Genomic DNA, 20858 nt, shown 5'->3' on the forward strand with positions numbered 1-20858 from the left:
TTTTAATGCATTAACGGCAAGTCTGTGCTTAGCGCGCTTCGAAATACATGGTGATTTCAAAGCCGATGCGGATGTCTTTAAAAGCGGGTTTGGTCCACTGCATGATATAACTCCAAGGAAGGTAGAGCTCATTAATGAGCTGTAGGAATAATGTAAGTACCTAATGGTATTATAAGCGCGCCGCTTGTGTCAATTTGTTGTTCGGCACGGCGTATAGGGTTTTGGTAACGAAGACTAACACTAAGTATGCTATGCGCAACATTTTGATGACGGTATCGCTTATTGAAGGCAATGAATCTGCACACTTTCAAGCACTTGGTATTTTTTGCACTTATACGCAAAAATAAAAAAGCCCTATAGGAAGTATCGGGCTTTTGACTTATCCATATTACCAATAAATAGCAATGGGCGCTTTTATTACGCCTTTTTGCTATCATCTGTTGCCGATATTTTGATAATCGGTTTTAGCGTGATGCCTTTTTCGCTGTCTTCTGCCGCTTGGTTGATGTCGTCAAAGTCATAGAACTTAACCAACTTATCAAAAGGGAACTTGCCCGCCATATATAAGTCAATGAGCACAGGGATAAAGATACTGGGCACACTGTCGCCTTCGACCACGCCAATCAGCGTTTTGCAGTTTTGCATGATGTCGGTGACATCGAGCGCGGCGGTCGTACCTGGCGCAGACGCACCCACGATAGCCGCTGTGCCACGCGAGCGTAGGGACGCCATCATGTCGCAAATAAGCGCACTGATACCTGTTGAATCCATGGCAAACTGTGCGCCGCCATGGGTAATCTCTTTAACGCGGGCGACGGCATCTTCTTCTTTACTGTTAATGACATGGGTAGCACCAAGCGTGCGCGCCAGCGCCAGACGTGAGGGCACGATGTCGATGGCGATGATGGTGGTCGCGCCCAAAGCTGCTGCCGCCATGACCGCTGACAGCCCAACCGCGCCGCCGCCCCAAGCCACAAAGCTACTGCCTGCGCTGACCTTGAGCGCATTCATCACCGTGCCTGCGCCCGTTTGGATACCGCAGCCCAATGGACCGAGCAGCTCAAGGGGCGCGTCTTTACGCACTTTGATGACGTTACGCACATTGGCAATGGCATATTCGCTGAACGAGGACTGCCCAAAAAAGCGGTCATGCAGCTCGCTGTCGTCCTCTGCGCTCAAAGCATGCGAGCCATCGACGCGCTGCCCCGAAAAGTTATAGTCGTTAAAGTTTTCGCAGTAGGCGGGATGCCCCTCGTGACAGGCATTGCACGTATTGCAGTTTAAAAAGGTCAAGACCACATGGTCACCTGCCGCAAGCTCGGTCACCTTGCTGCCGACCGCCTGCACGATACCTGAGCCTTCATGCCCAAGGACAATAGGCTGCGGTACAGGAAAGACTTGGTCACGGGCGACCATATCGGTGTGGCACATGCCCGCAGCGACCACGCGTACCAGCACTTCATCGTCACGCATGTCGGTCGCCTTGACGGTTTCCATCTGAAACTTGCCGCCTTTTTCACGAATCACGGCGGCTTTATAGGTTTTTTGCGGGGTTTGTTGTTGAGTATTTTGAGTCATCATCATTCCTTTGAGCGCGAAGTAAGCGAAAAGCCTGTGCGGGTCTGTGCTGCGTCGACAGAGCCGCACCCTGTAGTTTTTTATGATTTACAGGCAGCGCTTGCTTCTTGTGCTTTTTTGTAGACGCTGTCCGCGTCCAGTCCTTGCGCTTTGACATCGCTTAGGTACTTTTGCGTGCCTGCCTCTAAGGGCGCTTTCCATTTGGGATCGCTGAGCGGGTTGGGGATATCAATCATGGTGTCGCCTTTGGCTTTGGCTTCTGCCATATATTTTGCGTCTTCAGCATCGAACACTTTGCCCGCCGCCGCTGCCATTGCCATGCCTGAATTGTCATCAATCACTTTTTTAAGGTCATCAGGTAGGCGCTCATAGGTGTTTTTGTTCATCGTCACCATGATGGCGGAGCTATAAAACGGGATATTGGTATGGGTGTTGGTCAGCTCAATCAGACGAAACGAGCCTGTCGCATCCCACGGTAGGCTCAGCCCATCGAGGACGCCGCGCTGCAATGAGGTATAGATGTCGGTGGCGGGCAAGCCAACGGGCGTGCCGCCAGCTGCTTCAATAATTTCACCTGCGATTGCCGATGGGCGGCGGATACGCAGACCTTTTAAGTCTTCAGGCGCGCGAATGGCCTTGTCGATGGTATGGATGCCGCCAGGTCCTGTACCCATCATAAACAGCAGATGCGTGTCTTCATATTCTTTGGCAATCACGCCATCGTCATACAAGGTCTGGAGCATGCAGTTCATTTGGGTGGCGGAGTTCGACAGTCCTGGCAGCTCGGCAACTTGGGTTAATGGAAAGCGACCATTGGTATAGCCTTGCAGCTGCGAGCCAATATCGACTGTGCCTTTGGCGGCAGCATCATAGGTGGCGTCAGGCTTGCTCAGGGTAGCAGAAGGGTAAATCTCCACTTTAAGTCTGCCGCCTGACTCTTCCTCGATTTTTTTGGCCCATGGCTCAAAAATCTCAGTATGTGTCGCGGCAGTGGCAGGCCAAAAGTGTGAAAACCGTAGGGTGGTGGTCTCGGTGCTGTCCGTAGCAGCGGTATCGCCTGATTGCGAGCAGCCAGTCATGCCAAGAAGAGCCGCCAATGCGAGGCTCATTGGAAGTCGCTTTTTCATCATAAAATCCCTTTTTGATGTTTACAAAGTAACGCTATTTTAAACAATCATGTTCTAAATATGAATTATTGTTCGTATTTAGAATTAAACTATCTTTTTTTGGCGGCACTGTCAATCAGATTGTTGCTTTATTTGCACTCATCTTTATGAACATCTAACGCATCAATGGCGTCCAAAACCGCTTGGCATTGCTGCTCGGCTGCTTGGCAATACCGCAGCGGGTCAGTCAAGGCAATTAGGGCATCCTGTTGCGTGTTGGAGAGTGTATTAGCGTGCGTATCAGATGGCGCCGCCAGCAGGTCTTGCAATGTCACCACAAAGCCTTGGTGCTGCTGATGGGCGTCCTCGCTTGCTTTATCAATCATGGCGAGCAAGGCGGGCGCGTCGCTGTCTTTGGCGTAGCGGGTGAGCGGCTTGGTCAAATAGGCGTCACTGTTTAAGTCAAGATTCGCCGCCATACGTGCGGGGTGGACTTGCAGACCTTGTAGCAGTGTTTTTAAATAAAAGACCGCGCCCGCGACGAGTGCCGCGCCTTCGGTCAACGGTACCCAACTGGCATGCCATTGTCCAAGCGCCCGCTCAAACGGCTGAGCGCTGGTATTGCTAATGACGCTTAGGTGTCCATGCATTCTTATGCTGGCGGCTGTAATCAGCGCGCACAATATGGGATTGCGCTTGTGCGGCATCGAGGATGAGCCGCCCATACCTTCAATCGCTGGCTCGGACACTTCGCCGATTTCGGACTGGCACATCAAAGCGATGTCCTCTACGATGTTTTCCATCGCCCCTGCGCAAGCGTCAAGGCTGCTGGCAATGGCGTGGATGGGCTGGCGATTGGTATGCCATGGCAGTAAGGGCACTGCCAAGCCCAAGTGGTCAGCAACTTGCTTGGGCAGCTGGTGCTGTTGGTTGTCCACATCACCGATACCCACAGGACCGCCCCATTGCAGGTAAAATCCTGTTTGCGTCAGCTGCTGTAGCTGAGGCACAACAGCGAGCAAACCCGCCGCCCACTGCGCAACCTTGACCCCAAAGGTAATGGGCAATGCCTGCTGTAGTAAGGTTCTGCCCGCCATCGGGGTGCGTCGATGCGCGTGGATAAGCTGGCGGCACGCGCCGAGCACGTCCATCACGTCCTGCTGAATGTGCGCCATGACAGGCTTGAGCATCAGCATCATCGCGGTATCGACCACATCTTGACTGGTGACGGTCTGGTGAAAGTAGGGGATAAGCTCGGTAGGAAGGATGGCTTTTGCTTGCTGGACAAAGGGAATCGCTGCATTACCGCCCAAATAGCTGTCATGGCTTAGGGCATCCATATCAAAATGCTCAAGCGCCAAGGCGTGCTTAGATTGTGCAAAAATACCCTCAGGAATCAGTCCATTGCGCTCGCGCACCAGCAGTATCGCCAGCTCAAAATCGAGCATCGCTTGGACAAAGTGTCGGTCTGATAAGTCCTCTGCCACCGCAGGGTGTACAAAAGGCTGATTGATTAATCGATTGATTTTCATTTAAAATCCCTGATTTGGTAAGTAAAAAACAGTATGCCCATGACACAAGATAAGAAAATATCCTCTGACAGTCCAGATTTTGTCGCGTCGCTTGCAGGCGGGCTGAGCGTCTTATTGGCGTTCGATGAGAACCACACCACAATGACCCTAAGCGAGGTCGCTGAGCGTGCAAGCATGGACAGAGCAAAGGCGCGGCGCTATCTGCTGACGCTACATGCGCTCGGTTATGTGCATAAAAACAAGCGGCAGTTCAAACTGTCGCCAAAAACCCTCAGCCTTGGTGCAAGCTATCTGAACAGCGTACACCATCATGATATTATTCAGTTTTATCTGGAGCGCGTCACCGAGCAGACAGGCGAGTCTTGCTCTTTTGCGGTGTTGGACGGCGACGATGTGACCTATATCGCTCGCTCCGCCGCGCAGCATCGCTTATTGTCTATCGCCATTGCCATCGGTACGCGCCTGCCTGCTGCCTACACCTCGATGGGTCGCGCGATTATCGCCAATTTGCCCGAAGAGGCGCTTACCGATTTTCTTGACAGCACTGAGATGGTCGCGCATACCCCGCACAGCATCACCGAGATGGCGGCGTTTAAAGACGAGCTGGCACGCATCAAAACGCAGCAATACGCGGTGGTTGACCAAGAGCTGGATTCTGGACTGCGCTCATTGGCATTGCCCGTTTATAAGTCCAATAAAGAGCTGATTGGCGCAATTAACATCAGTACCAACGCCATGCGCATCTCAGAAGAGGCACTGATTGAGCAGTTTTTACCGCTGCTCAAAGAATGCGCGGATAATATCCAAACTTACTATATTTAATACCGCTGTTTCGTCCGCTGTTTAGACCTCTCATGCAGACGTCTTATCAGAGTAGCACCGCCATGCGATGGTTTGACCGCGTTGGCGGTTTTTTTTGGCTTTGCTCGCGTGCCTCATTCTTTGCCGATGGTGTCTAGACTTTAGCAGTTCTGAGCTTGTTTTTATTTAAAACGGGCATATTCGCTCGACAAAGATAAACCATTGACAGCCCAATAAAAAAAGTATAGCTTAATTCACAATACGAACGTTAATTCTAATTAAGAACAAAAACAATGTCGTTACGGCATGTTTTGGGGTAAGGGCGCTGCTATACGTCGCCATTATCTCGCATATCACCAAGCCAAGGATGGTCGTGCAGCGGGTACGGGTGCGTCGTCATACTGATGATGGCACTGGGGACAATCAAGGAAGAGATGCTATGAAAAAAGCCATAAAGCGCACCAGCTTGTCTGTGGTCGCGGCACTGATGCTCGGGTTGGCAGGTTGCTCAGGGCAAGCTGACAATGCAGGCGGCGCACAAGCAGACACCACCGTATTGCGGTTTTCGCACTTTTGGCCTGCCACCTCTGCGATGCATGTTGAGGTCTTTGAGCCTTGGGCCAAAAAAGTCGAGACTGAATCAAACGGCAGACTCAAAGTGGAGATTTACCCGTCTGCCACCTTGAGCAAACCCGATGCCACCTATGACGCCGCTGCCAAAGGTACGGTCGATATTGGCGCGCAGGTACACGGCTACACCAATGGGCGTTTTCCATTGACGCAAATTGCCGAGCTGCCAGGACTGTCCAACTCCGCCACCCAAATGGGCTGTATTCTACAGACACTCTATGACAATGGCACCATCGCCAGCGAGTATGAGGACACGCATCTGCTGTTCTTAATGGGTGCAGGGCCTTCAGCACTGCACACTGTCGATAAGCCCATCCGCGTGCCTTCGGATATGAAAGGGCAACGCATTCGCCGTCCTTCTGCTATCGCAGGTGACATCATCGAAGCCACAGGCGGCACGCCCGTCGGCTTGCCCGCCACCGACATCTATACCTCATTACAGCGCGGCGTGATTGACGGGCTGAGCTTCCCTTGGCAGCCAACGGGAGATTTTCGTCTGATTGAACTGACCCGCGCACACACCAACATCCCGTTTTATAACTCTTCCTTGTTGGTGACGATGAACAAAAACAAATACGAAAGCCTGCCTGATGACCTAAAAAAGGTCTTGGATGACAACTCGGGCAGAGTCATGTCTGACTTGGTGGGCAAGGTGACGGATAAAGAAGATGCCAAGTTCCGCGAGGAAGCGCGCGCCGCAGGGCATACCATGGTCGATATCCCTGACCCACTGAACGACCCCAACTGGAAAGAACCCTTAATGGCAGGCAGTCAAAAGTACCTCAATGACGTCAAAGCCATGGGCTTGGATGCCGACAAGGTCTATGAGGAAGTCAAAAAAGTCAGCGCGGCGTGCAAAGGATGATTAACAACGGTTAAAGGATGAACATGATGAAAAGCATTACCCACCCAACAGGGCGCTTTGACAACAGCGCCAAAGACTATCAGCATATCAAGGCTGTGCCTCTAGCGGCGGCGATGGGCGCAGAAATACAGGGCGTGGACTTGAGCAATCTGAGCGATGAGGCGTTTCGCGAGATTGAGTCGGCGCTCTATCGGCACAAGCTGATTTTTTTTAGAGACCAAGACTTGTCGTTCACCGATCATGAAAACTTGACCTTGCGCTTTGGTGAGTTCGGCACCGATGCCTACACCAAAGGCGTCGAGGGACACGAAAACATCCAGCCTGTGATTAAAGAGGCGACCGTACAGACCAAGATGGTCTTTGGTAGTGGATGGCACACCGACTCTGCGTTTTTGGCGCGTCCGCCGTCTATCGCCATCAACTATGGCAAAGACATGCCTCCTTTTGGCGGCGATACCTTGTTTGCCAATACGGTCTTGGCTTATAACAACCTAAGCCCAGCCATGCAAGAGATGATAGCGCCGCTCAAGGTTTGGATGAGTGCCAAGCACGTGGTCGCCTCCATGCATGCCGAGCGTGCGGACAAAAAAGCCAGCGAGCTTGGCAGTCTGGAGCTCGATGTCGATACCCAAAAGATGATAGAGGGGTCGTATCACCCCTTGGTCAGAACGCATCCTGTGTCGGGAGAAAAGTCCTTGTATGTGGACAAGACTTACGCCTGCGGCATCGAGGGTATGACCGAGGCCGAATCGCGCCCGCTACTGGATTTTTTGGCGAGCTTTGCCACACAAGAGTCGTTCGTCTGCCGCCTAAAATGGTACAACAACACGGTAATTATGTGGGACAACCGCATCTGCCTGCACCAAGCGTTCAATGACTATGAAGGCTATAGACGCGAGATGTACCGCGCGGTGGTGATGGGCGAGCAACCCGCATAAGGAGCATATTATGGAAGATATTTTTAAGTCGCAGGTTACCCCCGCAGGCTATAGCGAGGTCGAGTGGCGCGCGCGTATCGAGCTTGCGCTGTGCTATCGGATGGTCGATTACTATGGCTGGACCACGCAGGTTTACAACCACATCTCGTACCGCATACCGGGCACCGAGCATGTACTTATCAATGCCTTTGGTCTGTTATATAGCGAAGTGACGCCCTCAAACTTGGTCAAAATAGACTTTGATGGTAATAAAGTCGATGACTCGCCATACCCCATCAACAAGGCGGGCAATGTGATACATACCGCCTTGCACAAAGGGCGCGATGATGTGCATTGCGTCATGCACACGCACAATGCCGACGTGCAAGCAGTGAGCGCCTTGTCCTGCGGGTTTATCCCCTTATTCCAAGAAGCCTATATCTTTTATGAACGGGTGGGCTACCATCCGTTTGAAGGTATCGTGCTCGATATGGCAGAGCAAGATCGCTTGGTCGCTTCCCTAGGCGAGACCAACCATACCTTGATGCTGAACAATCACGGGGTCATCACCACAGGTCACGATGTCGCCTCAGCATTTGTACGTATGTATCAGCTGATACAAGGCTGCGAGGTGCAGCTCAAGGCGATGGCAACAGGTGCAGAGCTACTGCAAGCGAGTCCAGAAGCAATGCGTCATACCCGAGCACAGTTTGAGGAAGGCGATGCACAAGCGGGCGCACAGGTGCGGCTGCCTGAATGGCCTGCCTACTATCGTCTAATTAATCGTATCGACCCTCATTGGATAAGATAAAGTATTCGTTAGTATGACGACGCTAAGTGCGCTTGGATGCGCCTTAAGTTCACAATGCAATCATCAAAACCTACGCACAGTCGTAGGTTTTTTATTCTAAAAAAAGCCTGACTTTCATGTTGACAGCCAGCGGCAAAAGGTATAGTTTAATTCATTATACGAACAATTATTCTTATATAGAACAAATAAGAAAAAGGTTCAACCCTCAAAGCGACAGGAACTACCGCATCACGAGCCTCGCTCGCATCATCTCTAGGGAGAGAGAAGCATGACCGCAGTCTATATTTGTCATCCAAAACGCTCAGCAGTCGGCCGTTACGGCGGCGCATTGGCCGCCATCCGTCCTGATGATTTGTTGGCGCAAGTTATCAAAGCCGTGTTGGATGATGCCCCTGACTTTGACCACAGCATGATTGATGATTGTTTTATGGGCTGTGCCAATCAAAGCGGCGAAGACAATCGCAACGTGGCACGTATGAGCGCCCTGCTATCAGGCTTGAGCGAACAAGTGCCCGCAACGACCATCAACCGCTTGTGCGGCTCAGGCTTGGATGCGGTCGGTACGGCATTTCGCGCCATTGCCAGTGGCGAGATGGACTTGGCATTGGCAGGCGGGGTGGAGTCCATGAGCCGCGCGCCCTTTGTGATGGGTAAACCAGAAAAAGCCTATGACCGCAGCCAAACCCTGCAAGACACCACCATGGGCTGGCGCTTTATCAATCCGCAGCTCGATGCCATGTACGGCACAGAAGCCATGCCGCGCACCGCTGAAAACCTTGCCGAGCATTACCACATCTCACGCCAAGACCAAGACGCCTTTGCCCTATGGTCACAGCAAAAGACCGCACAGGCGCAAAAGGACGGTCTGCTTGCCGCTGAAATCACCCCCATCAGCATTCCTCGCCGCAAACAAGACCCACTCATCGTCGATACCGACGAGCACCCACGCCCTGATACTGACATGGCGGCGCTCGAAAAGCTGCGCCCTATTTATCAAGACGGCACCATTACCGCAGGCAACGCCTCGGGCATCAATGATGGTGCGGCGGCGATGCTCATCGCCAGTGAAGCGGCGGTACAAAAATATAATCTGACGCCCATCGCCAAAATCGAAGGCATGGCGACCGCAGGCGTCGCTCCAACGCATATGGGTATCGGTCCTGTGCCTGCCACCAAAAAACTGCTGGCACGTCTGAATCTTAGCCTAGATGACATGGACATTATTGAGTTAAACGAAGCCTTTGCCGCGCAAGTACTGGCGTGCTCACGCGAGCTGGGATTGGACGACCGCGACCCACGTATCAACCCAAAAGGCGGCTCGATTGCACTCGGTCATCCACTTGGCGCGTCGGGCGCGCGCATTCTCATATCGGCGGTGCATGAGCTACAGCGCACCAACAAGACGCGCGCGCTGTGCACCATGTGTATCGGCGTCGGGCAGGGCATCGCCCTTGTTGTCTCAAGAGTAGGAGCATAATCATGGCATTTTTACATACGGGCACGCATCTGATTGCCTATCACGACAGTGGCGAGCGCTATTTGCCCGCCTTGGTCATGGCGCATCCACTGGGCATGGACCGCAGTGTGTGGGACAGCGTTTGCGACCAGCTGCACGGGCACTATCGCTGTATCCGCTGGGACTTGCCAGGGCATGGCAGTAGCGGCGCGGCAAGTAGTGAGGTGAGCATCGACGCGCTGGCAAAAGACGCACTGCATCTCGTTGATACTTTAGATATCGAGCGCTTTTATTTTATCGGCACGTCTATCGGCGGCATGATTGGTCAAAGTCTGTGCCAAATCGCCCCAGAGCGTTTAGAGCAAGTATGGCTGACCAACACAGGCGCGGTGATTGGCACGGCTGAAGCATGGGCGGAGCGCGCGGCAAAAGTGCGCGATATTGGCTTGGGACAGATGGCAGAAACCATCGTGCCGCGCTGGTTTTCACCAAGCTATGTCGAGCAGCATCCCGATGCCTTGTCAGGCTGGCAAGTACAGCTGTCACGCAATGATGACGAAAGCTACGCCAAGCTGTGTGAAGCGATTGCGCAAATGGACAATCGCGGCAAGCTCGCCAACTATAGCGATACGGTTACGCTGATTGCAGGCGCGGATGATGTCTCCACACCTGTAGCAGCGCTAGAGGGACTAAAAGAGCAGTTCGCTGAGGCAAGTTTAAGCGTCTTAGACGCGGTCGGGCATGTGCCCTCGCTAGAAGCGCCGAAGCGCCTAGTCGCGCATATCCAAGCGGACAGCGCGCGCGTGACCCTTGGTCAGACGGGCGTCCGTTACGAGCAAGGTCTGGTGCAGCGCAAACGCATTTTGGGCGACGCGCACGTGGCAAAAGCCTCCAGCAATGCCACAACCTTAGACAGCCCGTTTCAGCAGTTCATCACGCGCACGGCGTGGGGCGAGCTGTGGGGCGATACCAGTTTAACCGTACAGCAGCGCAGCATGATTACCACCGCAATCTTGGCGGCACTGGGGCGTGACGGCGAGCTTGAGCTGCATCTACGCACCGCACAGCGTCTGGGTATCCAAGAAAAACAGCTGCAACAAGTACTGATGCACGTGGCGATTTATGCAGGCGTACCTGCGGCAAATCATGCCTTTGCTTTGGCAAAAAACAACGGCTGGGGCAACCCTGTCAGTTAAACCGTGTGCAGACACAATGGATACCATCTGCCTGATACCTATGGAGAGTACGATAATGAGTCAACCCTATCCTTTTTTTCTACCGCGCGACCGCAACTGGCAGCCAGAAGCCTATACCCCAGGCTACAAGACCTCGATTGCGCGCTCGCCGCGCCAAGCCTTGGTCAGCCTGCACCGTGGCAGCGCCTCCGAGCGTAGCGGTCCTGTCTTTGACGGTTTAGAAATTGGCAAATACGACAATGACTTGCTCATGAACTTTCGCACCGAAGGCACGGTGGCAGGATTACCTATTGGTGAGCGCATCATCATGCACGGTCAAGTCATTGACCAATTTGGCAAGCCTGTGCCCAACACCTTAGTTGAGATGTGGCAAGCCAACGCAGGCGGACGCTATCGCCATAAAAAAGACAACTACCTTGCGCCATTAGACCCCAATTTTGGTGGCGTCGGTCGCTGCATCACAGACAGCGAGGGTCGCTACCGTTTTCGCACCGTGCGTCCAGGTCCGTACCCTTGGCCAAACGGCATCAACACATGGCGTCCTGCGCACATTCACGTGTCGGTTATGGGACCGTCCATCTCTACGCGCTTGATTACGCAAATGTACTTTGAGGGCGACCCGCTGATTCCGCAGTGCCCAATTGTACAGGTGCTCAAAGATGATGATGCGGTCGAGACCATGATTGCCCGCTTGGACATGACGCACAGCCGCCCGATGGACTGCTTGGCTTACCGCTTTGACATCGTGGTGCGCGGCGCCTTACAAACCTATTTTGAGGAGTAAATCATGTATAGCCAATACAAATTACAAGACGATAGTGGCTTGCTGCGTGAGACCGCCTCCCAAACCTCAGGTCCATTCGTACATATCGGTCTTGCGCTCGAGATTGCAGGCTTTGCCTCGCGTGATGATGAAATCTGGGAGGAGCTGGCAAAAGACGGCGCGGCAGGCGAGCGTATTGAGCTGGTCGGGCGGGTGTTCGATGGCAATGGCGATATGGTGCGTGATGCGCTCATCGAGCTGTGGCAAGCGGACAGCGAAGGCAACTACATCAGCCGCTTTGATAACAAGCAGCCCTTTAGCGGCTTTGGGCGCAGCGCGTGTGCCAACGACGGCGACTTTCATTTTTATACCGTAAAACCAGGACAAGTGGATTTTGATGGCGCGCCGATGGCACCACACGTGAACATCGCCATTTTTGCTCGCGGTATCAATCTGCACTTGCAAACCCGCGCTTATTTTGACGATGAAGCCGAAGCCAACGATGCGTGCCCCATCTTAAACAGCGTGCCCTCTCCAGAGCGCCGCAAAACCTTGATTGCAAAAAAAGAGCAAGGCGGTGACGTGACGCGCTATTGCTTTGATATTTATTTGCAAGGGGAGAATGAAACCGTATTTTTTGATTTTTAACCACTGTTTTTATTGTGCTGCGCGCTGAATAAATAGTCTACAAACCACGGGCAGCATACACAGACGTACTTAGTAATGAGAGGGATTTCATGAACCATAAAACCAAAATCGCCATCATTGGTGCAGGACCATCGGGTCTATTGCTTGGTCAACTTTTGACCAAAGCGGGCATTGACAACATTATCTTAGAGCGCCAGACAGGCGAGTACGTCTTGAGTCGCATCCGTGCAGGCGTCTTGGAGCAAGGCACGGTCAGCTTGATTCGTGAGTCTGGCGCAGGCGAGCGTATGGACAAAGAAGGTCTGGTACACACAGGCACGGATTTTAGTTTTCAAGGCGAGCACTTTCACATTGACCTTGAGCCGTATACCAATGGCAAGCATGTGGTGGTGTATGGACAAACCGAAGTCACCCGCGATTTGATGGAAGCGCGCGAAAAGACAGGCGGCGTGACCATTTATCAAGCGCAAAACGTCGAGCTGCATGATATTGAGTCAGACGCGCCGTATGTGACCTATCAGCATGAGGGTGAAGTACACCGCCTTGATTGCGACTATATCGCAGGCTGTGATGGCTTTCATGGCGTCTCGCGCAAATCGATTCCTGCTGACCAATTAGAAGAGTATGAAAAGGTCTATCCCTTTGGCTGGCTGGGACTGATGAGTGACACGCCGCCTGTCAATGATGAGCTGGTGTACTGCGCCCATGAGCGCGGCTTTGCCCTATGCTCCATGCGCTCGCCCACCCGCAGCCGCTACTATATCCAAGTGCCTGACACCGACAAAATCGAAGACTGGAACGAAGAGAAGTTCTGGGATGAGCTCAAGCGCCGCATTCCGCCAGAGATGGCCGAGCGCTTGGTCACAGGGCCTGCGATTGAGATGAGCATCGCGCCGCTACGCTCCTATGTCTGCGAGACCATGCAATATGGTCGTGTGTTCCTGCTCGGTGATGCCGCGCACATCGTACCACCGACTGGGGCAAAAGGCTTAAACCTTGCCGCCAGTGATGTCGATACCGCCTATCGCTTGTTCGTCAAAATCTACGAAGACGACCGTACCGATTTGATTCCCCGTTATCAAGAAATCTGTCTTGCCCGCACATGGAAGGCGGTGCGCTTTTCATGGTGGATGACCATGCTGTTGCACCGTTTTCACAGTGCAGGGCGTTTTGATTTTCGTGCGCAGCAGGCGGAGTTTGATTACTTTATTCATTCAGAAGCGGGCCGCGCGACCATCGCCGAAAACTATGTGGGCTTGCCCTTTGAAGCCCTAGAGTAGCGGGTTATTGGGTTTGATTATTTAACTTTTATAAAGGACGATTCCATGTTAAATAAAGTGACGGCAACGGCTTTAGAAGCGATGCGCCATGTCAAAGATGGCGACACCGTACTTATCGGCGGCTTTGGGCTGGCAGGACAGCCAGCCGAGCTGATCGATGCCTTGATTGAGCGTAATGCCAAGGAGCTGACCATCGTCAGCAACAATGCAGGCAATGGCGAGACGGGGCTGGCATTGCTATTAAAATCAGGCTGCGTGCGCAAGATTATTTGCTCGTTTCCGCGCCAGCATGACTCTTATATTTTTGATGCACTGTATCGGGCGGGCGAGATTGAGCTGGAAGTTGTACCGCAAGGGACACTGGCGGCGCGTATCCAAGCAGGCGGCAGCGGTCTGGGCGCAGTCTACACGCCGACAGGCTATGGCACGCTACTTACCGAGGGCAAAGAGACCCGCACCATCGATGGCGTCGATTATGTGCTCGAATATCCGATTAAAGCCGATGTGGCATTGATTAAAGCCTACAAAGGCGACCGCTGGGGCAATCTGACCTATCGCAAGGCGGCGCGTAACTTCGGTCCGATTATGGCAGCGGCATCTAAGCATACGATTGCGCAGGTGAGCGAGGTCGTCTCTTTGGGCGAGATTGACCCTGAGCATGTGGTGACGCCCGGTATCTTTGTCCACGAAGTGGTTTGTATTGAAGGAGAAGCAGCATGAGTGAGTATACGCCACGTTCTGTCGATGAGATTGCCAAGCGCGTCGCCCAAGACATTGATGAGGGCATGTATGTCAATCTGGGCATCGGGCAGCCGACCAAGGTGGCTGACTTTTTGCCAAAAGACAAAGACATCTTTTTGCACAGCGAAAACGGGGTGCTCGGCATGGGACCTGCACCCGATGAAGCCAACCAAGACGGCGATTTGATTAACGCAGGCAAGCAGTACATTACCTTGCTTGAGGGCGGCAGCTATTTTCATCACGGCGATTCGTTCGCCATGATTCGCGGCGGGCATATTGATTTGTGTGTCTTGGGTGCGTTTGAAGTGGCCGAAAATGGCGACATTGCCAACTGGTTTTTGGGACGTCCAAAGGACATTCCTGCGGTCGGTGGGGCGATGGACTTGGCAGTCGGTGCCAAAAAAGTGTACGTCATCATGGATCATGTCAGCAAAAACGGCGATCCAAAAATCGTTGAAACACTGAACCTGCCGATTACAGGTGAGCGCTGCGTCAACCGCATTTATACCGATTTGGCAGTGATTGATGTCACCGATGACGGCTTGGTGGTACGCGACATGGTGGATGGACTCAGCTTTGAGGCGCTGCAAGCAAAAACGGGCGCGACATTGCGCCCCGCTTAAAGCGAGCTGTTTGCGCGTGCGCCTGTTTTGGTGACGGCCAGCGGTATTTTAACCATCAAAAAAGGATTTTATGATGAAAGACAAGTTATCTTTTCCAGACCCTGCTGGCGCAGATTGCGCCGCAGCTGATGGTATCGGGGGTGTGCTATGACGCCTTTAACCAAACTCAGTCAAGGCATCTCCAAGTTTTGCCAATTCATTGGCGGTTTGAGCCTGATTATCATTGTGATGATGACCATGGTCGATGTGGTCACGCGCTATATCTTTAAGCTGACCGATGGCTCGTTTGGCTTTACGGTCAAAGGCACGGTCGAGATTGTGTCGTATTTTATGCTGTTTGCGCTTTTGGCGGCGTTTGCTGCCTTTGTTGAGCGCTCACAAATCATCGTGGATATCTTTACCCAAAAAATGCCACAAGCCATCAAAGGCTATCTGATGGCGATATTTATGTTTGGCTTTTTTGCCATCGGCATGGTGTTTGCGTGGGGACTGTATGAAAGCGGTATGGACGCGCTGGAGTACGGCAAGGTCACTCAAGATTTGAGCATCTCGATGATGCCTATTTATATGGTCAGTGCGGTGCTGAGCCTGCTTTTGGCAGTACGCGCATTGATTGAATCCATCACCATCTTTAAGACGGGTGAATTTTTTGACGCTGAGGAGACAGGCGCATGAGTCCAGAAATGATTGGTGCGACAGGCTTGGTCGTCATGATTTTGCTGGTCGCCTTACGGGTGCCCGTGGCGCTTGCCATGTTGGGTGTGGGGTTGATGGGGTTTGGTGCGGTCACCGACGCTGGTGGTGCGCTGCAAATGCTCAAAGACATTCCTGTCGATGTGCTGGCAAAGTATGACTTTAGCGCCATTCCCTTATTTATTTTAATGGGCGTGTTTGCCACGCATTCAGGTATGGCAGGCAAGCTGTTTGATGCCACGCGCACCATATTTGGGGGCGTGCGCGGCAGTTTGGGTATTGCAGGTATTGGCTCATCTGGCGTGTTTGCGTCTATCTCAGGCTCATCGCTTGCGACGGCATCAACGATGACCAAGGTTGCTTTGCCGCAGATGGAAAAATACGGCTATCAGCCAGGTTTTGCCTGCGGTATTTTGGCAGCGGGCGGCACGCTTGGGATTATGATTCCACCCAGTATCGCGCTGCTGGTCTACGCCATTTTGACCCAGCAGTCGGTCGGCGATATGTTTATCGCAGGCTTTTTGCCAGGTATCTTAGGCATGGTGATGTATTCCATCACGGTGATGATTATGGTGCGCTGGAAGCCGCATTTGGCAAAGCGCGGCGAACCCACGTCATGGAAGCATAAGTTTTTGTCCTTAACGGGGCTGATACCGTTTAGCTTTATTTTTATTGTCATTATCGCAGGTATTTTCTTTGGTTTGTTTACCCCAACCGAAGGGGCGGCGGTCGGTGCGTTTGCGGCGTGGGCGTATGCGTTTGTCAAAGGCATGCGTATGGAAGGGCTCAAGCAGTCGCTGATTGAGACTTTGGCGCTGTCGGCGGTGGTGTTTTTTATGCTGCTTGGCGCAGAGGCGCTCGGCTACTTTATCTCCGTCTCGCGCTTGTCTTATTCGTTGGCAGCATGGATTGGTGGGCTTGCGGTCAGTCCGATGGTGGTGCTGCTGTGCATCTTGGCCATGTATTTTTTACTGGGCTTGTTTATGGATGCGCTCGCGATGCTGGTGATTACCATTCCTGTGGTCTATCCCATCATTTTGGCACTCGGCTTTGACCCTGTATGGTTCGGGATTGTCGCGGTATTGACGGTCGAGCTGGGTCTGATTACGCCGCCGATGGGCATGAATATCTTTGTGATTAAGGCGATGGCACCGCACATTAAGCTCTCGGAGATGTTTCGCGGGGTAGCGCCGTTTATTGTGTCGGATGTGGTGCGCTTGGCGGTTTTGGTCGCGTTTCCTGCTATTTCGCTGGTGCTACTACGTTAAGCCAAACAACACCAACTGTGGTTATAAAAGCATCGCTTTGCTTGATATAAAGAACATTACAAATCCTGCCGCGTATAAATACGTTTCGCCCTGTGCGATATGCCACTATAGGCGGTCTCTATAAAAAAATAAGGAACAACCATGTCAAAATACGATAATCTGCATTACAACTATATTGATGGCGACTGGCGCGACGGTCAATCAAGCCATGAAATCGTCAGCAGCAATCCTTTTACAGGTGAGACGATTGCCACGTTCAAAGCCGCCAGCGTCGATGACATTAACAATGCCTATGCCGCGCTTGAGAAAAAACAGCAAGCATGGGGCGAGACCAACCCGTATGAAGTCAGCGGCATTATCGAAAAAGCCGCGCAAGTGATGATTGAGCGCCGTGATGAGCTGGTCGACGTGTTGGTGCGCGAGTCAGGCTCGACCGTCATCAAAGCCAATATCGAAGTCGATGCCTGTATCGGCGTCATCAAGCTGGCGGTTGAATATCCGTTTTTGCTCGAAACGGTGATTGCGCGCTCAGCCATCCCTAACAAGTCCAACCACATTATCCGTAAGCCTGTCGGCGTAGTGACCGTCATCGGTCCTTTTAACTTCCCGATGCTGCTCGCGATGCGTTCGGTGGTCACAGCGCTGGCAAGTGGCAATACGGTACTTCTGAAGCCTGCCTCTACCACGCCGATTAGCGGCGGTATTTTGCTGGCAAAAATCTTTGAAGAAGCGGGACTGCCCGCAGGCGTGCTTTCTGTGGTCGTACCAAAAACGTCTGAGATTGGCGATACGCTGTACACCAACCCCGTGCCGAGTGTGATTTCGTTCACAGGCTCAACCGAGGTCGGCAAGCGTATCGGCGAGCAGGCGGGCGGCGCGATTAAACGCTGTATTCTAGAGCTTGGCGGCAACAATGCCTTTGTCGTGCTTGAAGATGCCGATGTCGATTACGCGGCGCGTTCGGCAGTGTTTGGGCGCTTCTTACACAGCGGGCAGATTTGCATGTCGATTAACCGCATCATCGTGCATGAGTCTATCTTTGATGAATTTGCCGAAAAATTTGTCCAGTACACCAAAGGGCTCAACGTCGGCGACCCTGCGCAGCCTGATGTGCTCGTCGGTCCACTGATTGATGAGCGTGAAGCCAAGCGTGTCGAAGACGCCGTACAGCGCGCCCTTGACGAAGGGGCAGAGCTGCTGCTGGAAGGCAAACGCGATGGCGCACTTGTCCATCCGTATGTATTAAAAGGCAATAATGACGTGTATTCAGCACGTACTGAAATGTTCGGTCCTGTCGCAACCTTGATTGCCCATAAAGGCGATGACGATGCGCTCAGACTGGCGAACGATACCGACGCGGGACTCAGCGGCGCGGTACACTCAAAAGACATCAAGCGCGCGCAAAAGTTTGCCGCAGGCTGGCGCACAGGTATGGTGCATATCAATGACCAAAGCGTCAATGATGAGCCGCGCATTGCCTTTGGCGGCGAAAAAGCATCAGGCTTGGGGCGCTTCGGTCGTCATATCAGCTTTGATGAGTTCACTACGTATCAATGGGTGTCCATACAGACCGAGCAGCGCCAGTATCCGATTTAAACTTTTTATTGTTAGTAAAACCCACAAGGTTTCTGTGTTTGATAGCGCCTTGTGGTTTTTTTTGCTTATTGGTTTTGGCTGCGTGATTGCGAACAAGATCATAAAAATAATGAAAGGTTTTAAAAATAGCCTAAGTAAAAAAGCCAACCTCAATGCTGCTACATTCTCACCTATGGAAACAAGAAGTGAGCAACATGAGATCGGAAGTGGAGAAGAAAAGTCGGCGGATAAAAAGAAGTGCTTTAGCCAGCCGACATGAGCGTATTTAAACAAGGAATGAATAATGCCCTAAAATGCCTTGGTTAATGAACCTCTGATTAAGTTGCCTTCAAAGGTGTTTTCGTTTGAGTATTCTTTATAGATGCCCACATCCCCGCCGAGCAGCAACTCAGGGGAGAAGTAAGCGGTCGAGACACCAATAGCGTTACGTTTTTCATCGCCTGCGCCCGTCTCAAAGGTATTGTAACCGACCAAACCGACATCCAGCGTACCAAAGCTTTTGCTCAGTCCCCACTCAATCATCAGCTCTTCATCCAGCCCATGCTCTTGCGGAATCTCATAAGTGCCGAGCGCACTAAAATCAATATCGCCTGCTTTATTGAGCTTGACGTTGCCGCCTAAGGTAAACGACAGCGAATCATAATCTCTAGCAGGACTGGCAAAGCGGTCAACCGAAAAGTCGCCACTGTTACCAAAGTACCAGCCTGCACCTGCGACCGCATCCCAGCGCTCGCCATGCCAGCCGAGCAGTCCGCTGGCATACAGATTGGCAAGCCCAGTACGGTCGTCTTCGGCAATGCCGTTTAGTTTGATATCGGTGCTGACCAGCGGCACAAGCGTGTCTAAGATGACATCACCGCCCAAGAATTTTTGCGGGGTGACCCATACGGCGCGATTGACCAGCGCGGTGACATCAACCTTGCCACCATCGGGCAGGGCTTCGTTTTTATCGGCGCTGTAGTTGGCCAAGTAGCCCCGATAATACACACCGGGAGGCGGCAGTACGCTGCCTTTGATGCCCTCTAGACCAGGGACATATTGCGAGTCTGAAGCGTGCGCGGCAAACGGTAGGCTGACAGCAGCAAGTGCGGCGGCAAGAGAGCTGATAATGGTTTTCATGGAACTTCCTTGTTCATAAGTGATATAAAAAGAGATGTCATGGTGGGTAATGCTTTGCCATCAGCCATGCGGGTATGGCTGACACCTAGGCTTGATAGCGCACGCTAGGCAGTATCAAGGGCACAGTAAACAGTAATAGATGCTCAGGTTAAAGGCGCTTTTTTGGGGGAGTAATCCGCGCCTTTATTAAGGGTAGGGCTTTGATGAAAGTTAATAGACGTTAAACAATAACCGCGCGTTAGCCTTGTACGCGGCGGCGCTCGACATCGCTGCCTTGCACTTCAGGCTTGCTGTCTTTGATCAGATGAAAATCAAAATCAATTGAGGCATACGGTTTATCCAAGCCTTTTTCTGCCAATGTGTCCGCATCATCGACCATGGTCAGCTCTGGCACCAATCCTTCGCGACTGGCAAAGGCAAAGTCATCCCACAGATACTCATCACCATCAATATTGATTTGCGTGGTTAGCTTGCGCATGCCATCGGCACTCACAAAAAAGTGGACGTGCGCGGGGCGGTGACCATGACGACCGAGCGCGCCCAGCACCTTTTGTGTCATGCCATCAGGCGGCACAGAGTAGCCGAGCGGTACGATACTGCGAAAGGCGTAGTTGCCATTTTCATCGGTGAGAATCGTGCGGCGTAGGTTAAATTCAGACTGTGACTCATCAAAAAAGGAATAATTGCCTAAGCTGTTGGCGTGCCACACTTCTACTTTCGCGTTAGGCAGGGGCTGACCTTGCTCATCATAGACCGTGCCTTGCATAAATAAGACGGTGCTGTCTTTGTCATCCGTGCCATCATCCAAACGCGCAAAGCCACGACTCTCAGGCGCACCCGCCACGTACAAAGGTCCTTCAATTGTACGTACTGTGCCGCCCTCTAAGCCTGCCGCTTTCATGTCTTCTTCAATCATTAAGTCCATAAAATGATCAAAGCCCAAACCTGGTGATAGTAGACCCGCTTCTTTACCCAAATCGCCGATATAGGCGACACCGCTCCAATATTCATCAGCGGTAATGTGCAAGTCGTTGATGGCTTTCATCAAGTCGCCAACGATGCGCAACGTAATCTCTTGTACGCGTGGGTTAACTTGCTCTGGAAAGTCGATTTTGCCTTTGACGAATTTTTCTGCTAAGGCGTCTATGTCTTTGTGTTCCATGTCTCTCTCCTTGTTGAGGACTGTTCAAAAGTGCTGCATTTTTGGTGTTTATTGCTCAAACCCAACGGTGTCA

General features: G+C 52.3%; 21 protein-coding genes. 15 read left to right on the plus strand and 6 right to left on the minus strand.

What is annotated here, in order from left to right; genetic code table 11:
- Positions 1-28 precede the first annotated feature (28 nt).
- The 4 genes from pqqA to JMW05_RS00345 all read right to left on the minus strand — a co-directional run bounded on the left by pqqA (position 29) and on the right by JMW05_RS00345 (position 4216).
- On the minus strand, positions 29-103 hold the full coding sequence (pqqA, locus tag JMW05_RS00330; RefSeq protein WP_201505456.1) for a pyrroloquinoline quinone precursor peptide PqqA: 75 nt from the start codon (positions 101-103) through the stop codon (positions 29-31).
- 314 nt (positions 104-417) lie between these two features.
- Positions 418-1578, minus strand: a complete 1161-nt coding sequence (locus tag JMW05_RS00335) for an NAD(P)-dependent alcohol dehydrogenase (protein WP_201503447.1) — start codon at positions 1576-1578, stop codon at positions 418-420.
- A gap of 80 nt (positions 1579-1658) precedes the next feature.
- Entirely contained in the window at positions 1659-2705 is a 1047-nt protein-coding gene (dctP, locus tag JMW05_RS00340; RefSeq protein ID WP_201505457.1) for a TRAP transporter substrate-binding protein, read from the minus strand.
- A gap of 128 nt (positions 2706-2833) precedes the next feature.
- Positions 2834-4216, minus strand: a complete 1383-nt coding sequence (locus JMW05_RS00345; protein WP_201503448.1) for a lyase family protein — start codon at positions 4214-4216, stop codon at positions 2834-2836.
- 33 nt (positions 4217-4249) lie between these two features.
- Between JMW05_RS00345 and JMW05_RS00350 the strand changes: the two genes are divergently transcribed.
- From JMW05_RS00350 to JMW05_RS00420, 15 genes are all read left to right on the plus strand, one after another.
- Entirely contained in the window at positions 4250-5038 is a 789-nt protein-coding gene (locus tag JMW05_RS00350; protein ID WP_201503449.1) for an IclR family transcriptional regulator domain-containing protein, read from the plus strand.
- 418 nt (positions 5039-5456) lie between these two features.
- Entirely contained in the window at positions 5457-6512 is a 1056-nt protein-coding gene (locus tag JMW05_RS00355) for a TRAP transporter substrate-binding protein (protein WP_201503450.1), read from the plus strand.
- Between the two features lie 23 nt (positions 6513-6535).
- A complete protein-coding gene (locus JMW05_RS00360; protein WP_201503451.1) occupies positions 6536-7450 on the plus strand; it encodes a TauD/TfdA dioxygenase family protein in 915 nt (304 codons plus the stop codon).
- A 10-nt stretch (positions 7451-7460) separates the two neighbouring features.
- Positions 7461-8240, plus strand: a complete 780-nt coding sequence (locus tag JMW05_RS00365; RefSeq protein WP_201503452.1) for a class II aldolase/adducin family protein — start codon at positions 7461-7463, stop codon at positions 8238-8240.
- 268 nt (positions 8241-8508) lie between these two features.
- The gene (gene pcaF / locus JMW05_RS00370; protein WP_201503453.1) at positions 8509-9717 is read left to right on the plus strand and encodes a 3-oxoadipyl-CoA thiolase; all 1209 of its coding nucleotides are present in this window, start codon (positions 8509-8511) and stop codon (positions 9715-9717) included.
- A 2-nt stretch (positions 9718-9719) separates the two neighbouring features.
- Positions 9720-10892 (plus strand): bifunctional 3-oxoadipate enol-lactonase/4-carboxymuconolactone decarboxylase PcaDC, encoded by a 1173-nt coding sequence (gene pcaDC, locus JMW05_RS00375; RefSeq protein WP_201503454.1) that lies wholly within the window; start codon positions 9720-9722, stop codon positions 10890-10892.
- A gap of 55 nt (positions 10893-10947) precedes the next feature.
- The gene (gene pcaH / locus JMW05_RS00380) at positions 10948-11676 is read left to right on the plus strand and encodes a protocatechuate 3,4-dioxygenase subunit beta (protein ID WP_201503455.1); all 729 of its coding nucleotides are present in this window, start codon (positions 10948-10950) and stop codon (positions 11674-11676) included.
- Positions 11677-11679: 3 nt separating this feature from the next.
- Positions 11680-12303 carry a protocatechuate 3,4-dioxygenase subunit alpha gene (gene pcaG / locus JMW05_RS00385; protein WP_201503456.1) on the plus strand — a complete coding sequence of 208 codons (624 nt, stop codon included), beginning with the start codon at positions 11680-11682 and terminating at the stop codon, positions 12301-12303.
- Between the two features lie 89 nt (positions 12304-12392).
- Positions 12393-13583: a 4-hydroxybenzoate 3-monooxygenase gene (gene pobA / locus JMW05_RS00390; protein WP_201503457.1), complete on the plus strand. Its 1191-nt coding sequence runs from the start codon at positions 12393-12395 to the stop codon at positions 13581-13583.
- A 45-nt stretch (positions 13584-13628) separates the two neighbouring features.
- Positions 13629-14303 (plus strand): 3-oxoacid CoA-transferase subunit A, encoded by a 675-nt coding sequence (locus JMW05_RS00395; RefSeq protein ID WP_201503458.1) that lies wholly within the window; start codon positions 13629-13631, stop codon positions 14301-14303.
- Positions 14300-14947 (plus strand): 3-oxoacid CoA-transferase subunit B, encoded by a 648-nt coding sequence (locus tag JMW05_RS00400; protein WP_201503459.1) that lies wholly within the window; start codon positions 14300-14302, stop codon positions 14945-14947. The genes JMW05_RS00395 and JMW05_RS00400 overlap by 4 nt, the downstream gene beginning before the upstream one ends.
- A 147-nt stretch (positions 14948-15094) precedes the next feature.
- Positions 15095-15622 (plus strand): TRAP transporter small permease, encoded by a 528-nt coding sequence (locus tag JMW05_RS00405; RefSeq protein WP_201503460.1) that lies wholly within the window; start codon positions 15095-15097, stop codon positions 15620-15622.
- Complete coding sequence (locus JMW05_RS00410; RefSeq protein WP_201503461.1) at positions 15619-16908, plus strand: TRAP transporter large permease; 1290 nt, start codon at positions 15619-15621, stop codon at positions 16906-16908. The genes JMW05_RS00405 and JMW05_RS00410 overlap by 4 nt, the downstream gene beginning before the upstream one ends.
- Positions 16909-17049: 141 nt before the next feature.
- Positions 17050-18504, plus strand: coding sequence for an aldehyde dehydrogenase family protein (locus JMW05_RS00415; protein WP_201503462.1), 1455 nt, complete (start codon positions 17050-17052; stop codon positions 18502-18504).
- A 34-nt stretch (positions 18505-18538) separates the two neighbouring features.
- Positions 18539-18763 (plus strand): hypothetical protein, encoded by a 225-nt coding sequence (locus tag JMW05_RS00420; protein WP_201503463.1) that lies wholly within the window; start codon positions 18539-18541, stop codon positions 18761-18763.
- A gap of 29 nt (positions 18764-18792) precedes the next feature.
- Here the strand turns inward: JMW05_RS00420 and JMW05_RS00425 are convergent, their stop codons facing one another.
- Complete coding sequence (locus JMW05_RS00425; protein ID WP_201503464.1) at positions 18793-19623, minus strand: SphA family protein; 831 nt, start codon at positions 19621-19623, stop codon at positions 18793-18795.
- A gap of 238 nt (positions 19624-19861) precedes the next feature.
- Positions 19862-20785 (minus strand): catechol 1,2-dioxygenase, encoded by a 924-nt coding sequence (gene catA, locus JMW05_RS00430; RefSeq protein ID WP_201503465.1) that lies wholly within the window; start codon positions 20783-20785, stop codon positions 19862-19864.
- Positions 20786-20858 lie beyond the last annotated feature (73 nt).

It is taken from the genome of Psychrobacter aestuarii (assembly GCF_904846035.1).
Classification (GTDB): Bacteria; Pseudomonadota; Gammaproteobacteria; order Pseudomonadales; family Moraxellaceae; genus Psychrobacter; species Psychrobacter aestuarii.